This window comes from Burkholderia sp. Ac-20349 (assembly GCF_017104865.1).
Classification (GTDB): Bacteria; Pseudomonadota; Gammaproteobacteria; order Burkholderiales; family Burkholderiaceae; genus Burkholderia; species Burkholderia aenigmatica.
This window is the reverse complement of record NZ_JAAGPM010000008.1, coordinates 71,255-98,141: the sequence shown is the minus strand read 5'-3', so window position 1 is coordinate 98,141 and position 26,887 is coordinate 71,255. Positions and strand designations below refer to the sequence as shown.

Annotated in this window: 24 protein-coding genes; 9 read left to right on the top strand and 15 right to left on the bottom strand. The window is 64.9% G+C overall.

The window, feature by feature from the left end; translation table 11 throughout:
• Positions 1 to 118: 118 nt before the first annotated feature.
• The 3 genes from G3N61_RS39430 to G3N61_RS04695 are packed head-to-tail and all read right to left on the bottom strand — an operon-like array spanning position 119 to position 3,625.
• A complete protein-coding gene (locus tag G3N61_RS39430) occupies positions 119 to 1,609 on the bottom strand; it encodes a hypothetical protein (protein WP_241017573.1) in 1,491 nt (496 codons plus the stop codon).
• Positions 1,606 to 2,910: a nitroreductase family protein gene (locus G3N61_RS04700; RefSeq protein WP_277405084.1), complete on the bottom strand. Its 1,305-nt coding sequence runs from the start codon at positions 2,908 to 2,910 to the stop codon at positions 1,606 to 1,608. The genes G3N61_RS39430 and G3N61_RS04700 overlap by 4 nt, the downstream gene beginning before the upstream one ends.
• Positions 2,810 to 3,625: a helix-turn-helix domain-containing protein gene (locus G3N61_RS04695; protein ID WP_205821715.1), complete on the bottom strand. Its 816-nt coding sequence runs from the start codon at positions 3,623 to 3,625 to the stop codon at positions 2,810 to 2,812. The genes G3N61_RS04700 and G3N61_RS04695 overlap by 101 nt, the downstream gene beginning before the upstream one ends.
• A gap of 127 nt (positions 3,626 to 3,752) precedes the next feature.
• On the opposite strand from G3N61_RS04695, the gene G3N61_RS04690 reads away from it, so the two are divergent.
• Positions 3,753 to 4,412, top strand: coding sequence for a glutathione S-transferase family protein (locus G3N61_RS04690; RefSeq protein WP_205821714.1), 660 nt, complete (start codon positions 3,753 to 3,755; stop codon positions 4,410 to 4,412).
• A gap of 50 nt (positions 4,413 to 4,462) precedes the next feature.
• On the opposite strand, the gene G3N61_RS04685 is transcribed toward G3N61_RS04690, so the two are convergent.
• The 11 genes from G3N61_RS04685 to G3N61_RS39425 all read right to left on the bottom strand — a co-directional run bounded on the left by G3N61_RS04685 (position 4,463) and on the right by G3N61_RS39425 (position 14,830).
• Positions 4,463 to 5,551, bottom strand: coding sequence for a porin (locus tag G3N61_RS04685; protein ID WP_205821713.1), 1,089 nt, complete (start codon positions 5,549 to 5,551; stop codon positions 4,463 to 4,465).
• Positions 5,552 to 5,754: 203 nt separating this feature from the next.
• Positions 5,755 to 6,090 carry a Rieske 2Fe-2S domain-containing protein gene (locus tag G3N61_RS04680; protein WP_089453782.1) on the bottom strand — a complete coding sequence of 112 codons (336 nt, stop codon included), beginning with the start codon at positions 6,088 to 6,090 and terminating at the stop codon, positions 5,755 to 5,757.
• 3 nt (positions 6,091 to 6,093) lie between these two features.
• On the bottom strand, positions 6,094 to 6,405 hold the full coding sequence (locus tag G3N61_RS04675; RefSeq protein ID WP_043178613.1) for a YciI family protein: 312 nt from the start codon (positions 6,403 to 6,405) through the stop codon (positions 6,094 to 6,096).
• A 5-nt stretch (positions 6,406 to 6,410) separates the two neighbouring features.
• On the bottom strand, positions 6,411 to 7,283 hold the full coding sequence (locus G3N61_RS04670) for an intradiol ring-cleavage dioxygenase (RefSeq protein WP_205821712.1): 873 nt from the start codon (positions 7,281 to 7,283) through the stop codon (positions 6,411 to 6,413).
• Positions 7,284 to 7,311: 28 nt separating this feature from the next.
• Positions 7,312 to 8,379 carry a maleylacetate reductase gene (locus tag G3N61_RS04665; RefSeq protein WP_205821711.1) on the bottom strand — a complete coding sequence of 356 codons (1,068 nt, stop codon included), beginning with the start codon at positions 8,377 to 8,379 and terminating at the stop codon, positions 7,312 to 7,314.
• Positions 8,380 to 8,387: 8 nt separating this feature from the next.
• Positions 8,388 to 9,854: an aldehyde dehydrogenase family protein gene (locus G3N61_RS04660; protein WP_205821710.1), complete on the bottom strand. Its 1,467-nt coding sequence runs from the start codon at positions 9,852 to 9,854 to the stop codon at positions 8,388 to 8,390.
• A 51-nt stretch (positions 9,855 to 9,905) separates the two neighbouring features.
• A complete protein-coding gene (locus G3N61_RS04655; RefSeq protein ID WP_043178619.1) occupies positions 9,906 to 10,925 on the bottom strand; it encodes a hydroxyquinol 1,2-dioxygenase in 1,020 nt (339 codons plus the stop codon).
• Between the two features lie 38 nt (positions 10,926 to 10,963).
• Positions 10,964 to 11,458 carry a hydroxyquinol 1,2-dioxygenase gene (locus G3N61_RS04650; RefSeq protein WP_089453786.1) on the bottom strand — a complete coding sequence of 165 codons (495 nt, stop codon included), beginning with the start codon at positions 11,456 to 11,458 and terminating at the stop codon, positions 10,964 to 10,966.
• A 115-nt stretch (positions 11,459 to 11,573) separates the two neighbouring features.
• A complete protein-coding gene (locus tag G3N61_RS04645; protein ID WP_043178622.1) occupies positions 11,574 to 12,503 on the bottom strand; it encodes a LysR family transcriptional regulator in 930 nt (309 codons plus the stop codon).
• A gap of 145 nt (positions 12,504 to 12,648) precedes the next feature.
• Positions 12,649 to 13,902, bottom strand: a complete 1,254-nt coding sequence (locus G3N61_RS04640; protein ID WP_043178624.1) for an MFS transporter — start codon at positions 13,900 to 13,902, stop codon at positions 12,649 to 12,651.
• Between the two features lie 769 nt (positions 13,903 to 14,671).
• On the bottom strand, positions 14,672 to 14,830 hold the full coding sequence (locus G3N61_RS39425; RefSeq protein WP_241017572.1) for a hypothetical protein: 159 nt from the start codon (positions 14,828 to 14,830) through the stop codon (positions 14,672 to 14,674).
• Between the two features lie 24 nt (positions 14,831 to 14,854).
• On the opposite strand from G3N61_RS39425, the gene G3N61_RS04635 reads away from it, so the two are divergent.
• The 7 genes from G3N61_RS04635 to G3N61_RS04605 all read left to right on the top strand — a co-directional run bounded on the left by G3N61_RS04635 (position 14,855) and on the right by G3N61_RS04605 (position 24,358).
• Positions 14,855 to 17,473, top strand: coding sequence for a type VI secretion system Vgr family protein (locus G3N61_RS04635; protein ID WP_241017571.1), 2,619 nt, complete (start codon positions 14,855 to 14,857; stop codon positions 17,471 to 17,473).
• A 19-nt stretch (positions 17,474 to 17,492) separates the two neighbouring features.
• Positions 17,493 to 19,814, top strand: a complete 2,322-nt coding sequence (locus G3N61_RS04630) for a hypothetical protein (protein ID WP_205821708.1) — start codon at positions 17,493 to 17,495, stop codon at positions 19,812 to 19,814.
• The gene (locus tag G3N61_RS04625) at positions 19,811 to 21,292 is read left to right on the top strand and encodes a virulence factor (RefSeq protein WP_241017570.1); all 1,482 of its coding nucleotides are present in this window, start codon (positions 19,811 to 19,813) and stop codon (positions 21,290 to 21,292) included. The genes G3N61_RS04630 and G3N61_RS04625 overlap by 4 nt, the downstream gene beginning before the upstream one ends.
• 70 nt (positions 21,293 to 21,362) lie before the next feature.
• Positions 21,363 to 21,620, top strand: coding sequence for a PAAR domain-containing protein (locus G3N61_RS04620; protein ID WP_205821736.1), 258 nt, complete (start codon positions 21,363 to 21,365; stop codon positions 21,618 to 21,620).
• Positions 21,621 to 21,953 carry a TrfB-related DNA-binding protein gene (locus tag G3N61_RS04615; RefSeq protein WP_205821707.1) on the top strand — a complete coding sequence of 111 codons (333 nt, stop codon included), beginning with the start codon at positions 21,621 to 21,623 and terminating at the stop codon, positions 21,951 to 21,953.
• 292 nt (positions 21,954 to 22,245) lie between these two features.
• Positions 22,246 to 23,730 (top strand): aminotransferase class V-fold PLP-dependent enzyme, encoded by a 1,485-nt coding sequence (locus tag G3N61_RS04610; protein ID WP_205821706.1) that lies wholly within the window; start codon positions 22,246 to 22,248, stop codon positions 23,728 to 23,730.
• 208 nt (positions 23,731 to 23,938) lie between these two features.
• A complete protein-coding gene (locus tag G3N61_RS04605) occupies positions 23,939 to 24,358 on the top strand; it encodes a hypothetical protein (RefSeq protein ID WP_205821705.1) in 420 nt (139 codons plus the stop codon).
• Positions 24,359 to 24,366: 8 nt separating this feature from the next.
• On the opposite strand, the gene G3N61_RS04600 is transcribed toward G3N61_RS04605, so the two are convergent.
• Positions 24,367 to 25,383 (bottom strand): DJ-1/PfpI family protein, encoded by a 1,017-nt coding sequence (locus G3N61_RS04600; RefSeq protein WP_241017569.1) that lies wholly within the window; start codon positions 25,381 to 25,383, stop codon positions 24,367 to 24,369.
• Between the two features lie 172 nt (positions 25,384 to 25,555).
• Here G3N61_RS04600 and G3N61_RS04595 point away from each other — a divergent pair, with 172 nt between their 5' ends.
• Positions 25,556 to 26,566 (top strand): helix-turn-helix domain-containing protein, encoded by a 1,011-nt coding sequence (locus tag G3N61_RS04595; protein ID WP_205821704.1) that lies wholly within the window; start codon positions 25,556 to 25,558, stop codon positions 26,564 to 26,566.
• Positions 26,567 to 26,887: the final 321 nt, after the last annotated feature.

Here is a 26,887-nt window from a genome sequence, read left to right as displayed (position 1 = left end):
TTTGACGAAGATACTTGGCTGCACAGCTCACGAACTGGCGTCGCGCGACCACCTCAGGATTCACGGTACGAAAACCCTCGTGCAGCATCACCTGCTGCACGAGGGCACGCCCCACCCCTCACGCGATGTACTTGTTCTTGATTCGAATATCCCGCCCCTGAAACGGCCCCGTATCGTGCTCATGCACATGCACGATCACCTGCTTCGAATCGAACAACCTCGACACCTCGCGAAAATCCTGATTCACGCGCTTCATCCCTTCGAACACCTCGCCGTGCAGCGCTGCATCGTCGAGCTGCATCGCCCCATTCCCCGAAGCCCGTTCGAGATGGACATGCAGGAAGCTCGTCAATTGCGCATCCTCGGTCGTCGCGAGCTGGAACGTGCTGATCGCGTCATGCAGCACCGGCGAAGCGGACAGAACCTGCTCGATATCCGACGGGAACACTTTCGAGCCATAAAACGGCACGCTCGAATCGTTGCGCCCGTACACGAACAGAAACGGGAAATGGCTGGTGCGTGACGCAAAGTCCGTCAGGCGCATGCCATGTGACGACAGACGCTTGTTCAGCTCGCGGAATTTATACGTCCCACCCGAATCGCGAATGTTGTACCGGATCTTCGGCGCCGCGCCGGATTGCCGCCCGATGGTCACCAGCAGTTCACCGTCGTCATTCGTCTCGATCACGTAATCGAGCGCGTTGTACTGGAAGATCATCGGCGGCGTATCGCGCCCGAACAGTTCGCGGCACAACTCGGGGCGACTCAGCAGCGCACGCCGCAAGCCGATCGTCGTCGGCGTCTCGACACCGATGTTGATCTCGAGGTCCGATGCGCCATACGACGAGATCACCGTGCTCGCCTTGCGCAGCAGATGGTCGCGCAACGCTTCCGACAACCCTTCCCCGCCGACGATGAAATCGATGTGATACGGCGTCAGGTCGAGGTCGCATTCGTCGACCACCGAGCGGATAAACGGCGGGTAGCCGAAGATCAGGTACTGGTACTTCGGCCCGAACAGTTTCAGCGTGTTGATCAGCTTGGCCTTGTCCGGGCCGATCGACTTCATGATGCCGACGTCGACGAGCGACATCGATACGTTCATGCCGGTCGCCCACGGCCCGAGCGCAAAGCAGTTCAGCAACATCTTGCCGGAGTCGCGAAACACCAGCTGATAGTTCAGTTGCAGGATGCGCTTGACGTCGCTGCGTTCGGCCGCGCTGCGCACCCAGTTGTTCGGCTGGCCGGTCGATCCCGACGATTCGTCGATGACGACGCCCGACTTCGGAATCGCGCCGCCATAGCAGCGCTGCTCGATCGAATAGCGCTTGATGTAGTTCTCCTTGGTCATGGCGGGCAGGTCCGACAGCCGCCATGTGCCGCCGGCCTTGTAGCCTTCGGCCTTCAGGAACTCGATGTACGCGGGGCACGACGTGCTCGCCTTGAGGAACGCGACGCGAGCGCGCATGCGGCCGACATAGGCCAGATAGGGCTGAAAGATCGGCGCATTGAGGAATACATAGAGACGTCCGTCGACGCTGATCACGCGGCGAAGGAACCAGAGCGTCCAGAGGACGGCTTCGAGAAAGAGGCGAATGAGCGTGTTCATGCGGATCTCGGCGAGTGGAACGGAACCGGCGCATCGACGAGGATGTCGGCAAGCGCCCTGCGTTGGCTCTGCGGCGGCGTACGCGAGTAGCCGACCTTGAACACGAGCCAGGCCCGGTCGACCCCGGTATGCGCGCTGAACCACGCGGCGGCATCGGGGTTCGTGACCAGGTTGCCGTACGGATGCAGGTACAGGCCGAGGCTCGTCAGCGCGAGCCAGAAGCGCAGCAGGAAGCGACCCGACTCGATCGCGTTCTCCGGATTGAAGAAATCGCCACTCAACACGCCGATCGCCGGTACGTGGCCCAGTTGCGACCGATAGCGGCGCTTGAAATAGAAGCGCGTCGGCTTGAACGTCAGGACCTTCGACAGACGCGCGGACATCCAGAACTCCGCCCGCGACAGGTTCATGCAGCGCCAGTCGAGGCCGTCGCGGTGCCGGGCCGTCGAACGGTCGGTGAAGCGAAACCAGCCGGTGATTTCGTCGTGGTAGTCCGCGACGTTCATGTCATGGAACACGGCGTCGATGTTCGTCGCGATGATCGGCTCGATCAGTTCCGCACCCGACAGGTGCGTATATCGATGCCCCCATTCGTCGGCGAGCGTCGCCAGTTGCGCGACGGCCGCGTCCGGTACCGGTGTCGGATCCATCGAAACGCGCGACGTGCGGCGCGCCAGCATCAGCGCGGACGGATCGTCGCGCGATGCGTCCGCGTTCGCCTGGGTGACGAGCCGCAACGCGGCGAACGGTATCAGCCCCGGCGGCGTCGGCTGCGACAGCATGGCCGCGAATGCCTGCACCGGGCGATGCAGTTGCCATTCGACGCGCAAGCCGTGCGGCGCCGCGAGCAGATCGATCGCGTCGATGAACATGCCCATCGCGGACAACAGGAACGCACCGGTCGTGTCTTCCTTCGGCAGCGTGCGCGTGCCGTCGATGAACAACTCGGCGTAATCGTCCGAGATCAATTGCACGCGCCACGGCTGAACGTTGTGCGGCGACGGTGCATGTCGGGCCACGGTCAGGATCGTGTGCCAGACAGAAAAGTCTTCAGCGGGAATCCCCGGCATATCTCGTGGCTTCCTTGTTGTTGTGCGGCTGATTGCCGTTGTTGCGCGAGAACCGGCCCCTCTCAAGACCGGGTAAAGCTGTGCGCATCTTACATGAGGGCGAGGTTCCCCCACGGATGCCCGGGCGACCTCACTGCTGCGAGTCGTCCCGCCGGTATTCGGCCGGCGCCTTGCCCACCAGCTTGCGGAAGTCGCGCGTGAAATGCGCCTGGTCGAAGTAGCCGAGCGCATGCGCCAACTCCGCCAGATCCACCGCATCGCCGCTGGCGAGCTTGTCCGCAGCCTCATGCAGCCGATACCGACAGATCACCCACTTCGGCGTCACGCCCACATGGCCGGAAAAGAGCTGCTGCAGCGTGCGCTCGCTCAGGCCGGCACGTTCGGCCAGGTCACGCACCTGCGTGAGACCGCTATCCTGCTGCAGCATCTGCAGAATGTCGTGGATGCGTTCGACCTGCGGATCGGGCGGCGGCAGCACCCGCAGCAGCAGCGACTCCGCGGCCGACACCATGCCGGCGTCGTCCGGCGCACCGAGCACCGCCTCCTCGGCTTCCGAATCGCTACCTCGCAACAACGTCGACACCGGCAGCACCTTGTCGGTCATCCAGTGCACGGGCTTGCCGAAGAACGCACGAAAGGCGCCGGGCCGGAAGCGCACGCCGATCACGCGCCCCGCATCGGCCAGCGTGGTTTCGAACGCACCGGACACCACACCGAAGATGCCCGTGCGCCGCCGGTCGAACACCAGGTTCACGCACGGATATGGCAGCGTGCGCTGCACATGGGGCGGCTGGTCGCGCAAATCCCATTCGACGATCCAGTGGTGATCCAGCACGCCGGCCAGTTCCGCACACGGGTAATAGCGATTCAGGCGGAAGCGCTGCCGGGCAGCCCGTGGGCCGACCACGCCCTTCGGGGTATCGGTCACCTTGCGCAAGTCGGACATGATGTGGACGGTAGACGATAGCGGCGATGTCACGATGATGCACCGCCACAGCGGATTTTTCCAAGACGGCGGAGCCCGGACGTCCTACATTGGGTTCCCTCTCCCCGACCGCATTCCGGAGCCCGCCATGCAACCCGACCGTCACCTGATCCTCTACCACGCGCCGCGCAGCCGCTCGGCCGGCGCCCGCATGCTGCTCGAAGAACTGAACGCCGATTACGAACTGCACGCGTTCGACCTGTCCGACGGCAAGCATCACGACCCCGACTATCTGCGCACCAACCCGATGGGCAAGGTGCCCGCCCTGCGCCACGGCGACGTGATCGTCACCGAACAGGCCGCCGTCTATCTGTATGCGGCGGAGCTGTATCCGGAAGCCGGTCTCTCGCCGGCGGCAGGCGATGCGCTGCGCGGGCCCTATCTGCGCTGGATGGTGTTCTACGGTTCGTGTTTCGAGCCGGCCATCGTCGATCGCTCGATGAACCGCCCGCCCGCACCGTACGCCACGTCGCCCTACGGCGACTTCGATACCGTCGTCGACACGATCGGCGCGCAACTGTCCAACGGGCCCTATCTGCTGGGCGAGCGCTTTACGGCCGTCGACGTACTGTGGGGCGCGGCGCTGAACTGGATCACGCTGTTCAAGCTGATGCCCGAGACGCCGACGGTGCGCGCGTACATCGACCGCATCCTCGCGCGTCCGGCGATCCAGCGCGCGCAAGCGGCCGACGCGGCGCTGGCGGCAGCGCAGGACAACGCGAAGACGGCCGCCGCGCCTGCCAGATAGCGCAAAGGCACAAGGCGGGGCGGAACGGGATGCCCGGTCCGCCCGCCCCGTCAGAACACCGTATGCAAGCCGATCCGCGCCACCGTCTGGCTCGCGGAGCTCGACGCCCCGTTCGGATCCAGCACGCCGTTGACCTGCGCATTCGCGCCGTTGTTCGCGCGCTGGTAGTCGGCCGACACATACACCATCGTCCGCTTCGAGAACAGGTACTGAAGCGCCACGCTGACCTGGTGAGCGTGGTTGTTGTTCACCGCTTCATTGCCCTTCATGTACATGTACTTCGCGCCCAGCACGACATCCGGCCTGACGTGCCACAGCCCGCCCGCTTCGGCCATCCACACCCCGGCGTCGTTGAAGGAATTGTGTACGGTGGTCATCAGCGCATCCGCGGTCACGACACCGAAGTCGTAGTGCATCCCGACGCCCCAGTTGCGCACGCTGGTGGACGGCACGCCGGGGGCGGGACCGTATTTCTCGTTCGTATAGGCCGCGCCCACACCGAACGGCCCCATGTCGTAGGTCAGCCCTGCGCTGACCGCATTGTCCGCCCCGATTGATCCGGCCACCCCACCGAACGCGTACATCGCGCCGCCGGAAAAACCCGACACCGTCGGCGAACTGTACTTGATGGAATTCGCGATCGGCTTGCTGCCCGCCGTGCGATCCCAATCGAATGCACCGGTCGGATTACCGGGAAGCGCGAGGCGCTGGAACGGGCCATTTCGGAAGCCGTACAGCCCCGAGATATCCCGTGAAATCGCGTTGTTCTTTGAAAACAGGGAATCGACCATGAAGTCGTACTGATTGCCCAGCGTGATGCTGCCGAACCGGTCGCTTTCGAGGCCCACGTACGCATTGCGCCCGAAAATCCCCGTCCCGATGATGCTGCCGTTCGCCATCGAGAACTGGTTCACGAGCGCGAAGGTCGCGCGATATCCGCCACCGAGATCTTCCGTACCGCGGAAGCCGAACAGATTGGGCGCGTAGATGCCGTCGTCGAACTTGGCGTTCTTTCCGCCGCCCTCGTTGCTGACATAAGAGATGCCGGCGTCGATCAGACCGAACATCGTCACGCTGCTTTGCGCCCATGCGCCCTGCGCCACGGCGAGAATCGCCACTGCTCCAAACCTGAGTTTCATTGCGTCTCCGTCTTTTTTATGAAAATGCGAGGCTGCCACCCGCTACGTGGCAGGTGCTCGCTTGATGCTCCACAAGAAATCGCCTTCATTCCGGTGTCCGGAGTTGACTGACCAGCACCCGAAATATGATTAGTCTTACTGATTGATCAATACGATTACCGTCTTGTCGACCGGCCCCGCCCCTACGCATCGAAGCACTCGAATCAAGCGCCCCGATAGATGATCCACGCAGCGGAGTCCACCTCGACAACCACGGCCTCCAGCGCCGATCCCGAACACGGCCCGTCGATACACACGCCATCGTCGAACCGGAACAGCGCGCTGTGATGGGCGCACATCAATACCTGCGACCGGTAACAGGACACGTTGCCCGGTACGAAATCGAGCGGCACCGAGAAGTGCGGGCAACGATTCACGTACGCCCATACCTGCTCGCCGCGTCGCACCACGATCACCGGACGTCCGATGCAGGCTTCATCGACGACCCGCGCGCCGCCGTCGGGCACATCGGAAAACCGGCAGAGTTGTCGTGCGTCCATGTCTCACACTCGCTGCTCGGGATTACCGAGGCTCCAGTCCCACGGCCGCACTTCCACGCGCGAGAACAGCCCTTCCTTCACATACGGATCGTTGCCAATGAACTGCATCACCGCCTGAATGTCGTCCGCCTCGACGACGAGCAGCGTACCGTTCATCGCGTCGCCGTGCGGGTCCAGCGTCGGGCCGCCGAGCCGCACCACCACGCCGTGCTGGTCGGCCGAGCGCAGGTAAGTCCGATGACGCGGCCGCACGCGATCGCGCACGTCGCGCATGCCCGGCTGGTCCGTTGCAAACACCGCGAAAAATCGCGCCATGACAGTCAGCTCCGGTCGAGGACGAAGTCGTACGTCACTTCGCGATACGGGCCGGTCAGGCCAAACTGACGGGCGAGCGCGTCGTCCGCGTCGCACCGGCGATACGCCCCCATCAACGACGGCTTCACGCCGAACACGGCGTCCGACTTCAGATAGGGATCGTCTTCGTCGAACAGGTGCGTCACGAGCGTACGGCAGCCCGGCGCGTCGATCATGAAGTGCAGATGCGCGGGCCGCCACGGATGACGCCCGGTGGCCTCGAGCATCTTCCCGACCGGGCCGTCGGTCGGAATGGGATAGCTGATCGGCAGAATCGTCGTGATCGCGTAGCGGCCTTCGGCGTCGGTGCGGTAGCGGCCGCGCAGGTTGCCGTGCGGTTGCGCCGTATCCTGGCCGGAATACATGCCGTTTTCCGCCGTCTGCCACACGTCGAGCACGGCGTTCGCCACCGGCTTGCCGTCGGTGGTCAGCACCCGGCCGCGCACGACCGCCGGCTCGCCTGGCGTGCACGCCATGTTCTCGCCATACGCGCGATCGGGCATCCCCTCGATGTAGAACGGACCGAACACGGTCGTTTCCGTTGCGCCGGTCGCGAAGCGATGGTTGATCGCATCGACCAGCATCGAGACGCCGAGCGTATCCGACAGCAGGATGAACTCCTGTCGCACCGCGTCGTCGCACCGCTTCCCGGTCTCGGTCAGGAAGCGGATCGCGGCCATCCACTCCGCCTCCGTCAGCTCCGTTTCGCGGACGAACGCGTGAAGATGCCGCACGAGGCTCTGCATCAGCGCGCGCAGGCGCGGGCTCGGCGTGCCGTCGAAGCTGGCGACGACCTGCCCGGTCAGCCTGGCGTTGTCGTCATGGGGGTCATGGCTCATCTCTGTCTCCGTTGACGCGTCGGGCCGTTCATTGCGGCGCGCGCCCTTCCCATGCGTGCTGAAGCAGCGCGCGAATCGCCGGGCGTTCGATCGGCCGCGGATTCGCATACGGATTGCGGCACGCAAGGTCGGCCGCTTCGTCGAGGCCCGCCTCGGGCATCCCGAGGTCGGCGAGCGCCGGCGCGATGCCGAGCTGCGCGTTCAGCGCGAACAGCAGCGGGCCGGCTTCGGCCGCGTCGTTCCCGCCCAATGCGCGCGCCACGCGGCGCAGCGCATCGGGCGCGGCAGCGTGGTTGTAGTGCGCGGTGTGCGGCAGCATCGCCGCGTGCGTCTGCGCGTGCGGCAGGTTGAAGGTGCCGCCGAGCGTGTGGCACAGCTTGTGGTGCAGCGCCATGCCGACCGCGCCCAGGCAGGTTCCCGCGAGCCAGGCGCCGTACAGTGCGCGGCTGCGCGCCTCGCGGTTCCCCGGATCGCGCACGACCACGGGCAGCGCTTCGCCGAGCGCGCGGATCGATTCTTCGGCCATCAGGCTGATCACGGGGTTCGTGTCTTCCGCATAGAGCGCCTCGACGGCATGCGCCATCGCATTGATGCCCGATGCCGCCGAAATGTCCGGCGGCAGCGACAGCGTCAGCGACGGGTCGTAGAGCACCGTCCGCGGCAACACGCGTGCGTCGCGCCCGGTGCGCTTCAGCCGGCCTTCCGTGAGCCCGAAGATCGGCGTCATCTCCGAGCCGGCATACGTCGTCGGCACAGCCAGGATCGGCAGCACCGATTCGAGCGCAATGGCCTTGCCGAGCCCGATCGTCGACCCGCCGCCGATCGCGACGCAGCAGTCCGCGTCGAGCTCGCCGGCCATCTCGCGCGCCGCGTGCGCGACCTCGATCGGTACGTGCATGACCGCCTGCGCACAGATGCCGGCTGCCCGCTCACCCAGGATCGCCTCCACGCGCTCGGCGAGCGGCCGCTGCTCGGGCGTGGACAGGATCAGCGCGCGGCGGGCGCCGAGCGTCGACAGCTCGTCCGGCAACCTGTCGAGCGCGCCCCATTCGAACACCACGCGGGAAGGGGTGCCCTGATAGACGAAGCGATCCATGGCGAACCTCAGCGCTTGAAGTGCGGCGGCACGTTGCCGTCGACGTTGACCCACACCGACCGCGCTTCCGTGTAGTCGTGCATCGCCTCGAAGCCCATCTCGCGGCCGTAGCCCGACTGGCCGACGCCGCCGAACGGGCTGCCCGGATTGACGCGCTTGTAGCAGTTGATCCAGCACATGCCCGCGTTGATCTGCGATGCCATCTTGTGTGCCCGCGAGAGATCCTTGGTCCAGAGGCCGCTGCCCAGCCCGTATTCGGTTGCGTTGGCAATGGCCAGCGCTTCGTCGTCGCTGCCGAAGCGCAGCACCGTGACGAACGGGCCGAACACTTCTTCCTGCGCGACGCGGTCGGCCGCGCTCTTTGCCTCGATGACCGTCGGGCGCACGTAGTAGCCGTTGGCGAGCGCCGGATCCTGCGGCGCGCTGCCGCCCGTGAGCACGCGGCCGCCCTGCTCGCGCGCGACGTCGACGAACGACAGCACGCGATCGAGGTGCTGCTTCGACGTCAGCGGCCCCATCTCGGTGTTCGCATCGAGCGGGTTGCCGATGCGGATCGACGCGGCCAACGCGACGAAGCGCTCGAGGAACGCATCCGCGATGCGCTCGTGCAGCACCAAACGCGAGCCGGCGATGCACGCCTGCCCCTGGTTGTGGAAGATCGCCCACGCGGCGCCGTTGATGGCCGCGTCGAGGTCGGCATCGTCGAACACGATGTTGGCGCCCTTGCCGCCCAGTTCGAGCTGCACGCGCTTCAGGTTGCCCTGCGACGCTTCGACGATCCGGCGGCCGGTGGCCGTCGATCCCGTGAACGCGATCTTGCCGACGCCCGGATGTTCGGCGAGCCGCTGGCCGGCCGTATGCCCGTAGCCGGGGACGATGTTGACGACACCCGCGGGGAACCCGACCTCGGCCATCAGCTCGACGATCCGCAGCGTCGACAGCGGCGTGATTTCCGACGGCTTGAGCACCACCGTGTTGCCGGCGGCGAGCGCCGGGCCCATCTTCCAGCTCGTGAACATCAGCGGAAAATTCCACGGCACGATCTGGCCGACGACGCCGATCGGCGCGCGCTGCACGTAGTTCAGGAAGCCGGTTTCGACCGGAATCACCGAGCCTTGCAGCTTGTCGGCCATGCCGCCGAAGTAGCGGAAGCAGGCGGCCGTGCGCGGCACGTCGAGCGAGCGCGAATCGCGGATCGGGTGGCCGGTGTCCAGCGATTCGAGCTGCGCCAGCTCGTCGGCGTTGGCCTCGATCGCGTCGGCCAGGCGCAGCAGCAACCGGCCGCGTTCGGCGGCCGGCAGGGCCGACCATTTGGGGAACGCGCGCGTCGCGGCTTCGACGGCCAGATCGACGTCGGCCGCGGTGGCCGCCGCGATCTTCGTGATGACGGAGCCGTCGTGCGGGTTCAGCACGTCGATCGTGCCGCGGTCGACGGCGTCAACGAAGCGCCCGTCGATGAAGAGTTGGGTTTGCATGAATCGTCCTCGGTGTATGGCTTGAAGCGGAAGCGGAAACTGACGCGCCGCTCAGAACGCGATCGGATACGGCGCGAGCTCGCCGCTCTCGTAGCGTTGCGGCAGGTCGGGCGTCGCGTTTTCCCAGACCAGCAGCATCGACCGCTTCGTGGAATAGCCCTGATGCCGGATGTCGGCAGGCATCGCGCAGATGTCGCCGGCGCGCATCGTCACGCGTGCGCGCGGCGCGCCGGTGTTCTTGTCGCCGATGTCCCACACGATTTCGTCGGACAGTTGCAGGAACCATTCGACACGGTCGTTGCCGTGGAACACCGGCAGGATGAATTCCTCGGTGGTCGGGCAGAACAGGCTGCGCCCGCACACCGACGTGACCGACGGATTCCACGTCACGTCCGAGCGCGACAGGTACTTGAACAGGTTGAACGCGTGCAGCTCGCCTTCGAAGCCCGGCTCGACATGCACTTCCGGTTCGTCCTGCGCGACGTCGACGAACGCGCGGTTGACCGGCAGGTCGTCACGCAGCGGCGAATCGCCTTCGAGGCCCGGCATGCGGCGCGTCGCGATACGCGTGCGCTCGATCGCCGAACCGTTTTCGCCGTGCTTGCGTCCGAACGCCGTGCCTGTTTCCTCCGGCGCCGCGAACGGGTCGAAGCCTTCGTTGGTCCAGTCGTGCAGCATCGCCTTGAAGGTCGCCATGATCGTGGGCGTGTCGAAGGTCTCGGTGTAGTCGACCCCGGCGTCCTTCAGGATGCCGTTGAAGGTGCCCGCATACATGTCCACCTTGCCGTAGTGATTGCGCGTGCCGAACACGTGGTCGAAGTTCACCCAGCCGTAGAAGAAGCCCCATGCCACGTCGCGCATCATCGCGCGCAGGAATGCGTCCGCCGGCATCGCATGCGTGCGCGTCTGGCCTTTCGCGGGCCAGCAGATCTTCACGAAATATTCGTCGCGCTGGAATTCGAATTCACCGAGCCGGAAGCGGCGGTAGCCGGTGACGGCATCGGCTTCGGTGGCTTGCACCAGATCGGCGGCAAAGCCCGCGGAAAGGTCGAGGGTGTCGAGGGTGGCCATAACGTGTCTCCTGGAATAGTCGAATGAGGTCGGTCGAATCAGTGCAGGCAGATGTCGGCCCACTTCTCCACGGACAGCTCGCCCAGGACGGTCTGCACGAGTGCGACACCCGGCTGGCTCGCGGTGAAGCGGTACGCACTGCCGGCCGGCAGCAGCGCCTGGTGGCCTTGGCGCAGCACGACGTAGCCCATCTTGCGGCCGGCCGGCTGGGTGCCGGCGCTCACGGTGCCGCGCCCCGATGTCGGCGGCGTATCGAGCTTGATGAATTCGATCCGGACTTCGCCATCCATCTGGATCACGAACTCGTCGTGCGCGCAGGCGAACCACGGCGACTGGCCGTCGGTCCGCAGCACTTCGATCACGTATTCGAGGTTCTTGCCGGCGACGACCTTTTCATAAGGGGCCGACTTCGATGCCACCTCGAAGACATTCGAGAAGGCGTAGTGGCGGGCGCTGCCGCTGGTGATTTCGATCTCGCCCTTCCGGTAATGGTCGAGCGAGCCAAATACGGTGTGGAATGCCGTGTCGGTCATTTCTGTCTCCTGAGTTGAACCGCTTGTTGGATTCAACTCTAGGGGCAAGGAACCCCCGCAACAAGGCACGGGACGACGACTACGGCATTTGCGTTTCGCGAATAATCCGCGCGCTTCAACGCACCCAGCCACGCTCCAAAAGCGGACGATCCCACGGGGATTCGTCGCCGATGGTTTCCGCGAGGAATTCGACGAGCGCCTTCACCTTCAACGCCTGTCGCTGCGTCGCGGGATAAACCGCGGCAAAGCTCAGCGGCGCGAGCTGGAAGTCGGTCAGGATCGGCACCAGCCGGCCGGCGACGAGCGCGTCGCTCGCCACCAGCGTGGGCAGGCACACGACGCCGCCGCCCGACAGCGCGTACTCGCGCAGCAGGTGCACGGAGTTCGAGCGGATCATGCCCGGCAGCTCCATTTCGACGACCTCGTCGCCACGCGTCATCGTCCAGCGGTTGCGCGACGGATAGCCGGAATAGAGCGCCGTGGTGTGCTGCAGCAGGTCGCGCGGATGTTGTGGCGCACCATGCGCGTCGAGGTAGGCGGGCGACGCGCAAAAGAGGCGCCTGACGGTGAACAGCCGCCGTTCGATCAGCGACTCGGAGATGGGCGGGAAGATCTGGAACGCGATGTCGAACCCTTCTTCGACAGGATCCACGACGCGGTCGTTGACGATGACGTCGAGCTGGATGCCCGGGTAGCGCCGGTTGAATTCCATCAGCGGCGCACCGAAGTGATCGAGGGCGAAACCGGGCAGCACCTGGATGCGCAACCGCCCGGTCGGCGTCGCGCGAAGCTCGCGCATCTGGTCCGTCAACTCGTTGACGCGCCCCACCACCTCCGCGCACTCGCGATAGAACGCCTCGCCCACTTCCGACAGGCGCACGTGGCGCGTGCTGCGATGGAACAGCGGCGCGTTGACGAATTTCTCGAGCTGCTGGATGCGGTTCGTCACGACCGAACTGGTCACGCCGAGCTGCCGCGCCGCCTCGGCGAAGCTGCTCGCCTCCGCCACCCTGACGAATGCCTCGATGCTCAGAAACCGGTCCATACCGCGCCCTTTTTCGACAGCGAAACCGGCAGTCTACCTGTGCGTGTATCGGGCTGTGTCATGCGGGAGGCGTCACTGTGTCCCCCAATCGATGTCAATCGCGAGGACATCGGCCCCCGCATGCACCGCCCTGCCCGCGCGGGCCTTACCGCGATTGCTCGCCGGCCGCCAGTTCCGGTTGCACGGCCACGCGACGCTGCAGCACGGCCGGCGCGGTTTCCTTCAGCAGCAGGCTGACCACGATGCCCAGCACGACCGCGCACATCGGCAGCCACAGAATGTTCTGGATGCCAAAGTGTGCGGCGACGTAGCCGCCCAGCGCCGGCGCGATGCCGCCGCCGAAGATCTCGCCGACCCCGACCACCACGCCAATCGACGTCGACACGAGCCCGATCGGCGCGGCCTCGGTCGCCACCGGGCCGGACAGCAGCGACACCAGCCCGAGCGTGAAGAACGACGCGACGAACAGGACCCCGAACAGCGCGAGCGGCTGCGGGCCGAGGCCGCGGAAAATGTAGAGCATCACGGCCGTTCCCGCGAAGCCGACGATGCTTGCGAGGCGGCGGCCGACCAGGTCGGACAGGCCCGGCAAGCCGAACTGCCCGAGAAAACCGCCGAAGCCGATCGCCGACACGACGAGGCCCATCTTCTGCGTGCCGAGCGCCAGGTAATCGGTCAGGTACAGCGGCAGCAGCGCGCCGAGCACGAAGACGCCCGTCATCGCGCAGCACAGCGCGGCCATCGCCACGAGGATGTTGCGGCTCTTGAGCACATGGCCGAGCGACGCCGGCGCATGCTCCGACGCAACGGCCTTGGTGACCTTCGGCTCACGGATGACGAAGAACATGATCGCGCCGAGGATCAGGCCGGGAACGGCGACGAGCGCAAAGACCCAGCGCCACGACACGAAGCCGAGCAGCTGCGTCGCGATGATCGGCGACAGCGCGAGCCCGAACAGCGCGAAGCCGCTTTGCTGCAGGCCGAGGTTCAGCCCGCGCCGCCGCGGATGCGACGCGTCGGCCGTCGCGGCAAAGCTGGTCGGGCAGAACGAGCCTTCGGCCACGCCCATCAGGCCGCGAATCGCCATCAGCCCGAGCAGCCCGCCCGCGAGCCCCGAGAAGCCCGACAGCAGCGAGAACGCGACGATGGCCGGAATCAGCACCTTCCTGCGGCCGATCTTGTCGGAGATGCCGCCCATCAGCGCCGCGAAGATGCCCCACGACAGGCCGAGCACGCCGATGCAGTTGCCGACGTCCTGCGCGTTCAGGTTGAGGTCCTTCATGATCGACGGGAACAGCGGCGCGATCAGCCAGCGATCGAGGCCGACCAGCCCGAAGCCGAGCGCCAGCAGCGTGACCGCCTTCCACTCGTATGAGGTATCCCACTCGTTTGCTTTCATGTCCGTCTCCGTGGACACAGGTTCGCCTGCGCGCGCCGGAGCGCCTGCGCATGAGCCAGGTCCGATGTCTTTTGTGTGCGACGCGAATCGCGAGGAAGTGGCGGCTGCCGTTCCGGTTCGTGGCGCGGAATTCAGTCAGCCGACGTCACCACGATAGGTGCAAGGCCGCCAATCGGGTATGGAACAACCGGCGAACGCGCCATTCGCGAAACGCAAATAATCGGGTGGAGCGGGCAGAAAGGGGCGGCAGGAGGGCGTGGAGCGGGTGCGCACAAGGTAGACATGGCGCTCGCTCGGGCGTGACGGGGGAATCCCTGATAGACATCGCAATCGCCCACGCGGGCCATGCAACACCATCCGACAGGCTGGGCACCGGCCTCTTCAAGCCGGTAGATGGTGCGATTCATCCTGTATCGCCCGAAGGGGCAATCGGGGCCAAACCTCTCGGCGGGCGAGTTTTTCGTCTGTTGAAATGGCAGCGCGCTTCGTTCGATATGGGACAAATACTATTTCCGAATAATCAAACTTCGATCTGATCAACAAGAATACTTCTGACCGATTGCCACATCGACCTTTCGGACGCGGCCAACACGCCTCGAAGCAAGACTTTTATTAAATAAAATAATCATCAAAAACGTCAAATACCGTTTCATCCAAATTAAAACGTTATCTAAAAATAAAAATTCATTTCATATCCAGCACGACATCGATATTCTTAACCGAATATTTCAGAGCGCATTCGTTTATTACACCGAGAGACCCGTTCGAACTAATACGAATCAAGAACATAAATCATGAGATCGTAGTGATGTCGATAACAAAAACATTCCGGGATTTTGCGTCCGGTCTGGCCGTCGGGAACAGGCGGCCGGTCGATCTCCATTTCGGGCAGGCGCAACGCGCAGTCGGCCATCTGCTGGCGCTCCATCACGCCGATATCCGCGAGGGCCTGATGTCGGGCATCGAAGGGCAACTGACCTGCGTGTCCACCTACGATCATCTGCCGCCTGCGCTGTTTCTCGGTTTGCCCGTATCGGTCCGGCTGACGACCGATCGGGGCAACCTCCGGGCCATCAACGCGATCGTGCACGAAGTGCGAACCGGTCAATCCGACGGCGAACTGACCGCGTATCAGCTGCAAGTGTGCGACGCCCTGTCGCTGATGGACCGGCGCACGAACGCCCGCCTGTTCCGCTCGTGCAGCGTGCCGGACATTCTGGCGACGCTGATGAGCGAGTGGAAACAGCGTAGCCCCGCCCTCGCGCGAGCGTTCGATTTCGACCTGTCGACATTGCAGGCCGAACGCTATCCGGCACGCGAACTGACGCGGCAGGTCAACGAGTCCGACGCACGCTTCATTCGACGCCTGCTGCGCCGGGAAGGCATCACGGTCTTTGCGAAAGCCGGCCCGATCGAAGGGATACGCGGCGTGACCGATGAGCGGCCGATTCACACACTCGTGTTCTGCGACGATCCGCATCGTCTGCCGGACGCACCCGCCGGCACCGTACGCCTTCACCCGCGCGACGGCGGCGTCGAGCAAAGCGACACCGTCACCCTCTTTGCGTACGACCAGCGTCTGTCGCCCGGCAAAGTCCGCCGCCCGTCATGGGATTACAAAACCGCTCGTGTGGACGATTGCGCGGCCGTCACCGGCATCGATCAGGGCGAGTCGGGGAATGATCTTGCGCGCCTGCTGACCGACGTCGCGATCGATATCCCGCACGTCGGCGACTCGTGGAACGATCACGCGCGCATCACGCACGACCGGATGCTGGCGCATCAGTTCGAAGCCGCGCGCTTCGAAGGCATCGGCACCGTGCGCGACATGCTGGTTGGGCACGGGTTCACGCTGGCGGGCGACCCCGAGCTGGATATGAAGTCGATCGATCATCGTCGATTTGTCGTCACCTCGATTCGACACGTCATCCGCAACAACCTGCCGAAAGACCTGTCGGGCCACGCATGCAGGCTATTCGCGGCAAGCCGCAACCTGGCGCCGACCGTCCCGCCGCCCGATGCATCGGGACAAACGGACACGCGCTACGAGAACAGTTTCACGTGCGTGCAACGCGGTGTACCGCTCAGGCCGTCCTACGATCCGACGATCGATGTGCCGCCGGTTCACCTGCTGACCGGCACGATCGTCGGCACGCAGGGCGAGGAGGTGTTTTGCGACAAGGCTGGCCGCGTCCGTGTGCTGATTCATGGGCTGGATCCGACGGACCATGCTCACGCGCAAGGCGCCGGAACAAACGGTCTGGCCGGCGACAGCGCGCCGATTCGCGTCGCGGCAAGTCTCGCGGGCGAATGCTTCGGTGCGCTGTTCCTGCCGCGTGTCGGCATGGAGGTCCTGCTCGGTAGCCTGTCGGGCGATCCGGACCGTCTGGTGATCATCGGGGTGTTGAGCAACGGCGCGAACCCGCCCGCGACGTTCAGCGATACCGGCGCGCTTCCGGGCAATCGCTACGTGTCCGGGATCAAGACGAGGGAAATCAGGGGCCGCCGGCACAACCAGCTACGCCTGGACGATACGCCGTCGCAAATCTCCGCGCAGTTGGCAAGCGAACATGCGCATACCCAGTTGAATCTCGGCTATCTGACGCAGCCCCGTGTGGACGGACACGGGAATGATCGGGGCGAAGGCGCGGAGCTGCGTACCGACGCCGCTGCGGCGTTGCGCGCCGCCCAAGGCATGCTGCTGACGACCTATGCGCGTTCGCACGCGACCGGTGGTCAGCTCGATCGCGATGAACTGATTCACTTGCTCGATCGATGCACGGCGCTGTTCAAGTCGCTCGGCGATCATGCCGGCCAGCATGGCGGGCAATCCGCCGACACGGCCGGCCAGGACAACATCGCCAGCGCATTCCGCCACTGGAACCCCGGCGGTTCGGAATCCGGCGCCGCGGGCAACGCATCCGCGTTCATGGCGTTCGGCGCGCAAGCGGGGTCGCTGAACGTCACGCCGAAAACGCATGTCACGTATGCGGGCGAGAACATCGATCAGATTGCGCAGCAACACGTGCAAATCACGAGCGGCGAGCGGATCAATCTGCATGCCGGGCATGGCGTCGCGATGTTCGCGCACAGCAACGGCGTATCGGCGATCGCGAATCAGGGGAAAGTGGCCATTCAATCGCAGAACGACGACACGCAAATCGAGTCCGGCAAAAGCATCCAGCTGACTGCGGCCGACGGCAAGCTTGCCGGCACGGCAAGCGACGAAGTCGTATTCGTCACGTCCGGCGGCGCGTATCTCAAGCTGCATGGTAGCGATATCGAACTGGGATGCCCTGGCAAGTTCACCGTGAAATCGGACGGTCATGCATGGGATGGCCCCGCAAGCATGAGCGTCGACCTGCCGACATTCGATCAACGTACGCTCGGCCGCGTCCCGAAGCTGATCCGCCCAACGAACGGTAACGCGGCACCGGGGTTCGAAGGACAGATTCGAAAGGCATCGGGGACGCTGTCGGATTTGACGACCGACAGGGCCGGGGAACTGCCGGCGGTCGATACCGACCGGTTCGAGAGGCTGGCGGTGCAGTTCACCAAGAAAAATGTTTAATGCAAGCGCAGGAGTCCGGATGTCCCATTCATCTCTCGATCCTCGGCCGGCTGCGGACGCCCGCGCCAACGAGCACGCCGCGAAGACCGACGTGTCCGACGTGTCCGACGCGGCGGCGCCGCGCCCGGAGCCGCCGCAGATCGTCGTCGGCCGGAGCGAAGGCGTCGCGATGTGGACGAAAGGCACCCGGCTGATCTGCATCAAGCAACTGCCGTTGCCCGGTATCGTCATCTTCGTACACGGCGTGAACTCCGAAGGCGAATGGTTCGAGGCCTCCGAGCGGGGGCTGTGCGATGGTCTGAACCGCCGGCTCGGGCGGCTGGACGATCAGTTGAAGTATCGCGGCATCGATGCCGGGCAGCTGGTGCCTGCGAAGTACACGGAAAGCGTGACGCCGGACGGGTTTCTGAATCCGAAGCTGCTCGCGGACAACTACGTCAAGTCCGATCCGTCGTTTTCACCGGTCATTCATTTCCGATGGGGCTATCGCGCGACAGCCGAGGAATTGAAAGAGTACGGCGACAAGATTTTCCTGAACGAGAAGGACTATTGGGGCGGCGGTCCGTTCACGAACGGCTGCGCGAGCCTGCCCGACCTCTGGCACGGCGGCCTCGACGACCGCGCTGCCGGGTGGATTACCGTGCAGGGCATCAACCCGACCAACCGGCCGCTGTATCGCGCGCCGCCCCGCGTGTATGGCGTGCTCGCGGCGTTGCGCCTTGCGAAGTTGATCGAATCGATCCGCCGCATGCAGGCCGACGTACCGATTACCGTCGTGTGCCATAGCCAGGGCAACATCGTGGGACTGACGGCCGCATTCTTCGGCGATGCGCTGCCCGATGTCGAAGATCCGTGGGGACGCCACGGGCATTGCGTGGCGGACGCCTACGTGCTGGCGAATGCGCCGTACAGCCTTGCGCGTGCGGACGGTCCGAATCCATCCGATACGTTCATGGATACCTGGTCGCAACGCGCGACCAAGGACGGCGAGGGCCGTCGCGGACGGCAGACCTACGCCGCGCGCACGAAAACGTTCGGCAAGTTTCTGTCGATCATCCGCACGCGAAGAGCCTACGAACTTTCCGCCGACAAGATCGATGAAGACATGGCCAACGAACGGGTATCGCCAACCAGCAAGAGGTCGTATGCGGCACAAGAGGATCGGGTTCGCCACGGCCTGAACGCATCGACGTATGGCCGCGTCACCGCGTATTGCTGTCCGCACGACCAGGTGATTTCGGCGGTCACGGTTCAAGGCATCGGCTGGCGCGGCGTCGACAAGAATGAACTGAACGATATCGGTGTCCCCGGCGTGCTGACACAGCGCGTCTTTGCCTCCGGCTTCCCCGTCGGTGTGCAGACACCCTATCGGTATTGGGAAGATGACTGGCGGCAGGTCCAAAAGGGAAAGACGTCCGGATTCTGGTATCCGCCTTCGCCGCCGGCCCAGTTCAATCTCATCGGTGCGCTCAAGGGAAACGAGTCCGTGTTCGGGATGGTGGCCACGCTTGCAACCGCGCCGCTCATGTTCGTGCTGACCGGGATCAGTTCGGCCTTGAATATGTTCCGCGTGAACGCCGATCCGCCGAAGGGATGGACCGTGGTGGCGGACGCCCCGGCACTCGACGAACCGTTCCCGCCGAAGGCATTGCGGTTTGGCAAGCCGGTCGAAACGAGGGACGGCGACGCGGTGAGCGACTTCAACGAAGGCAACGATCCGCCAGCCGCTTGGCGCGACGCAGGCAAGCCCGAGGCGGACAAGCGCGCGGACGATCCCTACGATCAGTACGAGGCGAAGGACGAGGACAGCGTCGCGCAAGGTACGGCGGAGAGCGAAGCCGGACAGCGTTATGAGGACCGCGCGTTGATGCGGATGGAGGCGCGGCGCACGCTGAATACGGAATGGCTCGATGGTGATGGCCGCGTGATCGGTGAGGGCGGCAAGAGCGAAATGCCGGAGGGCTACAAGGAATGGCGCGACAAGCAGATTGTCGACTGGCTCGATCGTGGTGCGACCAACAGCCCGACGAACCATTCCACGACGATGACCAATCCGGAGCATGCTGAAAAGGCGCTTGCGTACGACGTGGCGATCGGGCGGTGCTACCTGACGCCCGAGCAAATGAAAGCACTACGGATTGAAGCCGATTGGCGGATGGGAGACGGTATTCCCGACGGCAACCCGAACAAGAAATACGCAGAGTACTTTGTACGCGGAGAGCTTGATGAGCTTCCGATGCACGAATGGATACATGCAGAGAGCAGTGAAGGCACGATGCCGGACACGATCACGGATGAACGGGAAGGTCAGTTCTATCTGAACGTCGGGGGAGCAAGATGAAAGCACTGATCGCTACATGGCCGCGACGTGCCGCTGTTTCGGTCGCTGCATGGATGATCGCAGCCGTACTCATGGCTTCGCTGATGGCTCACGTAGAGCAACCGGACCCGACCCAACTGGAAATAGGAGATTGGATGAAACGATTTGTATTCGTGCCCAGCTTGGCTGCGCTCATGGTGCTCCTGTTCACCACGGCCACGGCACGGTCAGCGCACGCGGCACCCGCTACGGAACCCGTAACTCATGCGATGCTGTCCGCGGAAGAAGCAGCGAAGCCGTTCGTGGCACAGGTTGCAGGTTTGATCTGGTTGAATCCATTGCAACGCATGGACTACCCGACCGAATGGCAATTGCTGTGGACGCAAGGACTCGTGTCTCCGAACAAGAACGACGACATGGTACGGACCGATCCGAAGTCCTTCACGACGCTTCAATCGATTGGCGCGCTGGTATATGGCAACGAAGGTGCAGAAACATTTAGAGGCTTCTATCGCAAGTACATGACCAAGTTCCCGCTGCTGCTTCGCTCACGCTATGCAAGCAACGCGAAATACTTCTACACGGTCAAACCTGATGACAAGAAAGGCTGGCGCGAACTGGCCGGCATCCGCGTCGAGCTTGCGATTCCGGAACGACTTGACGCAGCCGAATCGCAAAGCTATCTACGGGACTCCATTCGAAAGACGTTTTCGATCGGCAATTCATACTTTCCAACCATGTGGAGCCGAAACACGCTTCCCGATGTCCAGATCACGCAAGGCGGGCCGAACGCCGGCTTCACCTCGCTGAACAGCGCGTTGGACTACCTGCAGGCGAACCCCGACGAGACCGTCTGGGTAGTGAACTGGGACGCACCCAACTTCCCGCCCACGGATGCACAGATCAACGAGAACCTTGTCGTGCTGTTCCTCGCCGGCCCAACCTTCAACACCGAGCGTGAGCCCCTCGCCTGGATCGGCAAGGCCGCAACCGGCAACACGCATGATTTTCCGCAGAAGGTCGGCACGACCCGCGCCGTGCAGGCGTGGAAGGCGACCATCGACCAAGCGGCACGCAACGCCGGCATCGCGGTCCCTGACCTCAACTACATCGTCCACGACGCAGGTAAAGGTAGCGACGCATCGTCGGCGCGTCTTACCGTGCTCGCGCAAACCTTGACCGAAACCCTTCCCGAATACGACCACCGCAAACAGACATTCAACACGGCCGCCCTACTTGGCGACATGGGAACAGGCAGCGCATTGACCGACGTCGCGCTCGCCATCGGCCGGATCAATCACTTCGGCGGCAACGCACTCGTCGCCGGCACGACCGATCCGGATCACCCGGCCGCGGTCGTTGTCCGGCCACCGTCGAAGCTCACGCCGATCGATCCCGACAAGGACTGGTTCCGCGCACGCGGCGGAAACAACGCCTATCTGCCGTGGTGGGGACGCCGGCACGATACCAACTACGGCATGCAGGGCTATTCATGGTGATGCAAACCAACGCGACGGCACGTCGCGTGCGAACGTGGGCACCACACCAATCATTCAGGGGATGAGTCATATGCGAGGAATTATCCGGGTAGGCGACGTCCATACCCACGGCGGCCGGGTCGAATCCGGAGCCGGAACGAGCAAGGTGATGGGGCGCTCGGTCGCCCGCATCGGCGACGTGTGTTCGTGTCCGCTTCACGGTCCCGGCACGATTGCCGAAGGCGACACCGCATTCAATGTCGAAGGTCAAGACGCCGCGTTCGATGGACACAAGACTTCATGCGGCGCGACCTTGATTTCTTCACTTCACACCTCCGGGCGAGTTTGAATGCAAAAGACCCGACGCATGACTGCCGAACAATTCCGCCTGTTGCGCATGCAAGATACGCGAATCAAGCCTTTGAACCAGTGGGCCCTGCACGAGATTTTCGTCAAGGGTCGCTCACAACGGGCTGTGGCGGCTGAACTCGGCATGACGTGTTCCGCGATGTCGCAGCTGGTACGAAAGGCGTGGCAGCGGTATCTGGAGCTACCGGGAAACTGTACGCGCGTCACCACCCTCACGATCACGATCCCGGCCAGATATGAGCCCGCACTCCACGCATGGGTGCGTGATGCGTATCGATTGGCGACTCAGAATGACCCAATTACGGCAACCTGATCGATTCCCGTCCCGGAGCTTCACTCAACCCCGATTCACTCCTGGCCGCCGTTGCCCGGCCTGACGAAACCACGCCGGCAAAGACGAGCGGCCCGCCCGGCCATGCGTGCGTCCACCTGCCGAAACCGCCACTGTCGGGCGCCGTCGAGATGAAAAACAAATTCTCCCAATCCACATTCAGATAAAACGTTATTCCATATCAAGCTGAATACACGACCAATTTTGGATCCTTTTTCCCGCCTGTCCCCCGTATCATTTCTTCCATTCCGAAAGAAAAGAGTATGAGAAGGACATGAGCGACACCACCACGCTGCACTACCTCGACTACGCGGCCACGACGCCCGCCGATCCGCGCGTGATCGAAGCGATGACGGCCTGCCTCGGCTTCGACGGCATCTTCGGCAATCCCGCGTCGAGTTCGCACGCCGCCGGCCGGCTGGCAAAAGACAAGGTCGAGCAGGCACGCGCCCAAGTCGCCGCGCTGATCGGCGCGGAGGCCGACGAGATCGTCTGGACGTCGGGCGCCACCGAATCGAACAACCTCGCGCTGAAGGGTTATGCGGAAAACGCGACCGGCAAGCGCCACCTGATCACGAGCCGCATCGAGCACAAGGCCATTCTCGACACGATGGCGAACCTGTCGAAGCACGGCGCGTCGGTCACGTACCTGACGCCCACCCGCGACGGCGAGATCACCGCCGACGCGGTCGCGGCCGCCATCGGCCCCGATACGGGCCTCGTATCGCTGATGCTCGTCAACAACGAGCTCGGCACGCTGACCGATATTGGCGCAATCTCCCGAATCGTGCATGCCGCGGGCGCACTGCTCCACGTCGACGCCGCGCAGGCGCTCGGCAAGACGCCGATCGACGTGCGCGCGCTCGGCATCGACATGCTGTCGATGTCCGCGCACAAGCTGTACGGCCCCAAGGGCATCGGCGCGCTGTTCGTCCGCCGCGACATCGCGGACCGGATCGCCCCTCAGATTCACGGCGGCGGGCATGAGCGCGGCTTGCGCTCGGGGACGCTCGCGACGCATCAGATCGTCGGCATGGGCGTTGCATGCGAGCTGGCCGCCGAAAAGCTCGACGGCGAAGCCGCGCGGATCGCGGCGCTCGGCGCACGCCTGACGAGCGCGCTGGTCGCGCTCGGCGATATCACGCAGAACGCGGCCACAGCGCGCCGCATCCCGCACACGCTGAGCCTGACGGTGAATGCGCCCGGCTTCTTCCCGTTCATGCTCGGCGAAGCGCTCGCGGTGTCGTCGACGTCCGCGTGCAACTCGACCAGCGGCGCGCCGTCCCACGTGCTGACCGCGATCGGCCTCGATACGGAGACGGCCGGCCGCACCGTGCGCGTGAGCTTCGGCCGCTTTACGACGGAGGAGGATGTCGACTTCGCGATCGCCTGTTTCCGCCACGCGATCGAACAATGTCGCGCGACGGCGTCGAACGGGTTTTCCGCTTCGCGGCAGATCACGCCGGCCGACCTGAAGGCGATCCGCAATGCCGGCTTCCGCTCGGTCATCTGCAACCGGCCTGACGGCGAAGGCGACGCGCATCCGGCATTCGATGAAATCGCCGCGGCGGCGCGCGAACTGGGCCTCGAAGCGCGCTACCTGCCGGTCGAGCGCGACCGCATCGGCGATGCCGAAATCGAGGCATTCGGTGCGCTGGTCGACACGCTGCAGAAGCCGGTGCTCGCGTACTGCCGCAGCGGCAGCCGCTCCGGCATGCTGTGGAATCGCTGGTCCGCCCGGCGCACGGCCTCGGCCTGACCGGGAACACCGCCCCGTTACGCTCCGCCTCCGGCGTTCGCGCACGAAGCCGATAGTTCGATGCGCGGCCGGATGGCGGGCCGTTCAGGATGACGGTGATTGCGCCGTAGCGTTCGCGCGCGGGATTCGGGTCGGGGCCCTGGTCGGCCAGCCCGGGTGCCGGTGAAATCCGTCACAATGGCCGTCGTGTCCGTCACCCGAACCCCGAATGCCCTGCCCGTCACATTCCCGCGCGTGGAAGCGCGCCGACGCTGATGCACCTTCGGCCAACAGCCCGTGGCACTGGCGGCGTGCCAGCCGCGCCGCCGCGCTGCTGCTTGCCGCGAGCGTCGCCGCGTGCGACGCGACGCCGGTACCGGATCGACTCTCGGACTTCGACGCGACCTACGCGATGAAGGAGCGGTTCGGCCTCGGCGACGTCATGGTGTTTCTCGGCTCCTGCATCGGCGCGAAAAACCCGACTTACCCGATCCAGGCGGCCTGCACGCTGGTCATCCGCGCGAACGGCCACGGGACGGAGACGCAGGCCGATTTCCACTGGAACGGGACGAAATGGGTGGCCGAGCCCACCGAGTCGCGGGACATCCTGCCCATTCCCGATCCCCGGCTCGCAGAGTGGGTGAAGTAAGCCGGCCGCTACTTCGGATACTCCAGCTGCAGCGCGACCCAGCCCGATGTCGCATCGCCGTAGCGGGCCGCGATATCGTCGAGCACGCCGGGAAGCACCGCATCGCCACGCCGACCAGCCGGCATCGTCACGCGCGCATGCCGGACATTCGCCGGCTGCGCCAGCAACCGCAGCCCGTGCGTTGACACGATCACGCGCGCGTCCGCCGTCGCGACGACGTCGCTGCGCCAGGTTCGCGCCCACGCGTCGGCGGTCAACGCAACCGGAAGCTCGTCAAAGCCGTTTTCGACCGGAAGATCGAACGTCTCGTGCCGCCAGAACGCGACGCGGTTCGTCAACGCGACCGCCACCGCACGCGCGGTCAACGCGAACCGGCTGCCGTCGTGAACATCGCTCCATGCCTGCGCACCGACGCGCCGCGCAGTCTCGCGTGCCGCTGCCGGCCCCGCCAGCGCACTCACCAAGGCCAGCGAAGCGGGCATCGACGCCGACACGCCGGTCGTCGTCATGACGTCGCCGTCCATCACGTAGCGGCGATCGTCGATCCAGGTCGTATCGGCAAAGCGGCGGCGCAGGCCGTCGCGCGAATACCAGTGGGACGTCGCCGTGCGATGCCGCAGCAGGCCCGCATTCGCGAGGACTTCCGCGCCATCGCAGATCGCCACCATCGTCGCGCCGGCACCGGCCTGCTTGCGCAACCACGCCAATACGGCCGGGCTGTCCGCGCGATGCAGCGCGGGCACGATCACCACATCGGCTCCCGCAGGCGTGGCGGCATCGAACCGTTCGAAGGTCGTGTCGGCCAGCATGCGCAGCGCGGGCATCAGTTCGACCTCGCCTTCGTCGGCCGACACGGCGACGACATCGACCACACCGGACGTCTTCAGCATCGCGTACGGCACGATGAAATCGGTCGTCTCCGTTCCCGCGTTGTCCGCGACGATCGCAACGAGCGGCCGCGCGCGGCCCGCCTTCGGTGCGCCGATCGTCAGCGTGCGTGCGACCGGCGCTGTGTCCTCCGCCATCGCCGGTGCCGTCCGCCCCGCTGCACACGCACCCAGCATCGCGCCCGCGAGCAGTACTGCCCCGCCTGTCTTCCATACCCGCATCGTCCACCCGCATCCGTCGATTGCACGTCCGGAAAATTACAAGGATCATGCTCGCGGTCACAAGGACAACTCCACCGCACTTTCCGCCATGTCCCAGTCAACCTGCCCGGCACGCGACATCGTCGTCGTCGGCTTCGAAGGCGTCCAGTCGCTCGACATCACCGGGCCGATGGAAGTGTTCGCGGTCGCGAACCGCTACCTGCCCGACCACGCCGTGCCGTACCGGCTCACGCTCGCGTCGCAACACGGCGATGACATCGTCACGCATGCGGGCCTGCGCCTCGCCGGTACCGTCGCGCTGGCAGCGCTGCCGGAGCGGATCGACACGATCGTCGTCGCCGGCGGCGATGAAGCGGCGCTGCGGCACGCCGCGTCGGAAGCCGGCGTGCTGCCGTGGCTGCGCGCGCGGATCGCGGACACGCGGCGCATCGCGAGCATCTGCACGGGGGCGTTCGTGCTCGCCGCGGGCGGATGGCTGGACGGCAAGCGCGCGACCACGCACTGGAACCAGTGCGCGGCGCTGCAGGCGCTCTGCCCCGGCGCGCGGATCGAACCGGACGCGATCTACGTGAGCGATCCGCCGTTCCATACGTCGGCCGGCGTGACGGCCGGCATCGATCTGTGTCTGGCACTCGTCGAGGCGGACTGCGGTGCGCCGACCGCGCTCGCGGTCGCACGCGAACTCGTGCTGTTCATGCACCGGCCCGGCGGACAGGCGCAGTTCAGCGTCGGGCTCGGCTCGCTCGCCCACGCGACGCCGCGCATGCGCGCCCTGCTCGCCGAGATCGCCGACGATCCGGCCGGCGATCTCGGCGTCGCCGCGCTGGCCGCACGGATGCACATGAGCGAACGCTCGTTTGCGCGCCATTTCCTCAAGGAGACTGGACTGTCGCCCGCGCAGTACGTGCTGGCAGCGCGCATCGAGCGCGCGAAGGCGCTGCTGGAGCGGGCCGACTGGCCAATCGAACGGATCGCCGAGCGATCGGGATTCGGCAGTATCGACGCGCTGCAGCGCGCGTTCGCGAAGCAGGTCGGCGTATCGCCACGCGACTATCGTGCACGCTTCGGACCGCGACGCGACAAGCCGCAGGCGGAATAGGCCGCCACCGGGTTCCGTGTTCGTGCGGGGCCGCTTTCCCGGCGGCGATCGCCTGTCGGCACAGGCGGCACATGCGGCGCATCCGTCACGCCCCCGGTCATCCGGACGACGAGACCGGCCAGCCGGCCCGCATCCGGAATTTCACTACGTTGCCGAAATCTGATAGAGCCGGGAGATTTGATTTCATACCGTTCACGCATCGGACTGGAAAGCGATTGCCGATTTCCCCACGGCATCGCGAGCCGCCGACGAATCCCAGGAGCGGGCCGTATCGCACGGCCCGGGCGGCGATGACGGTCCTGCCACGCAGGACATTCGTGA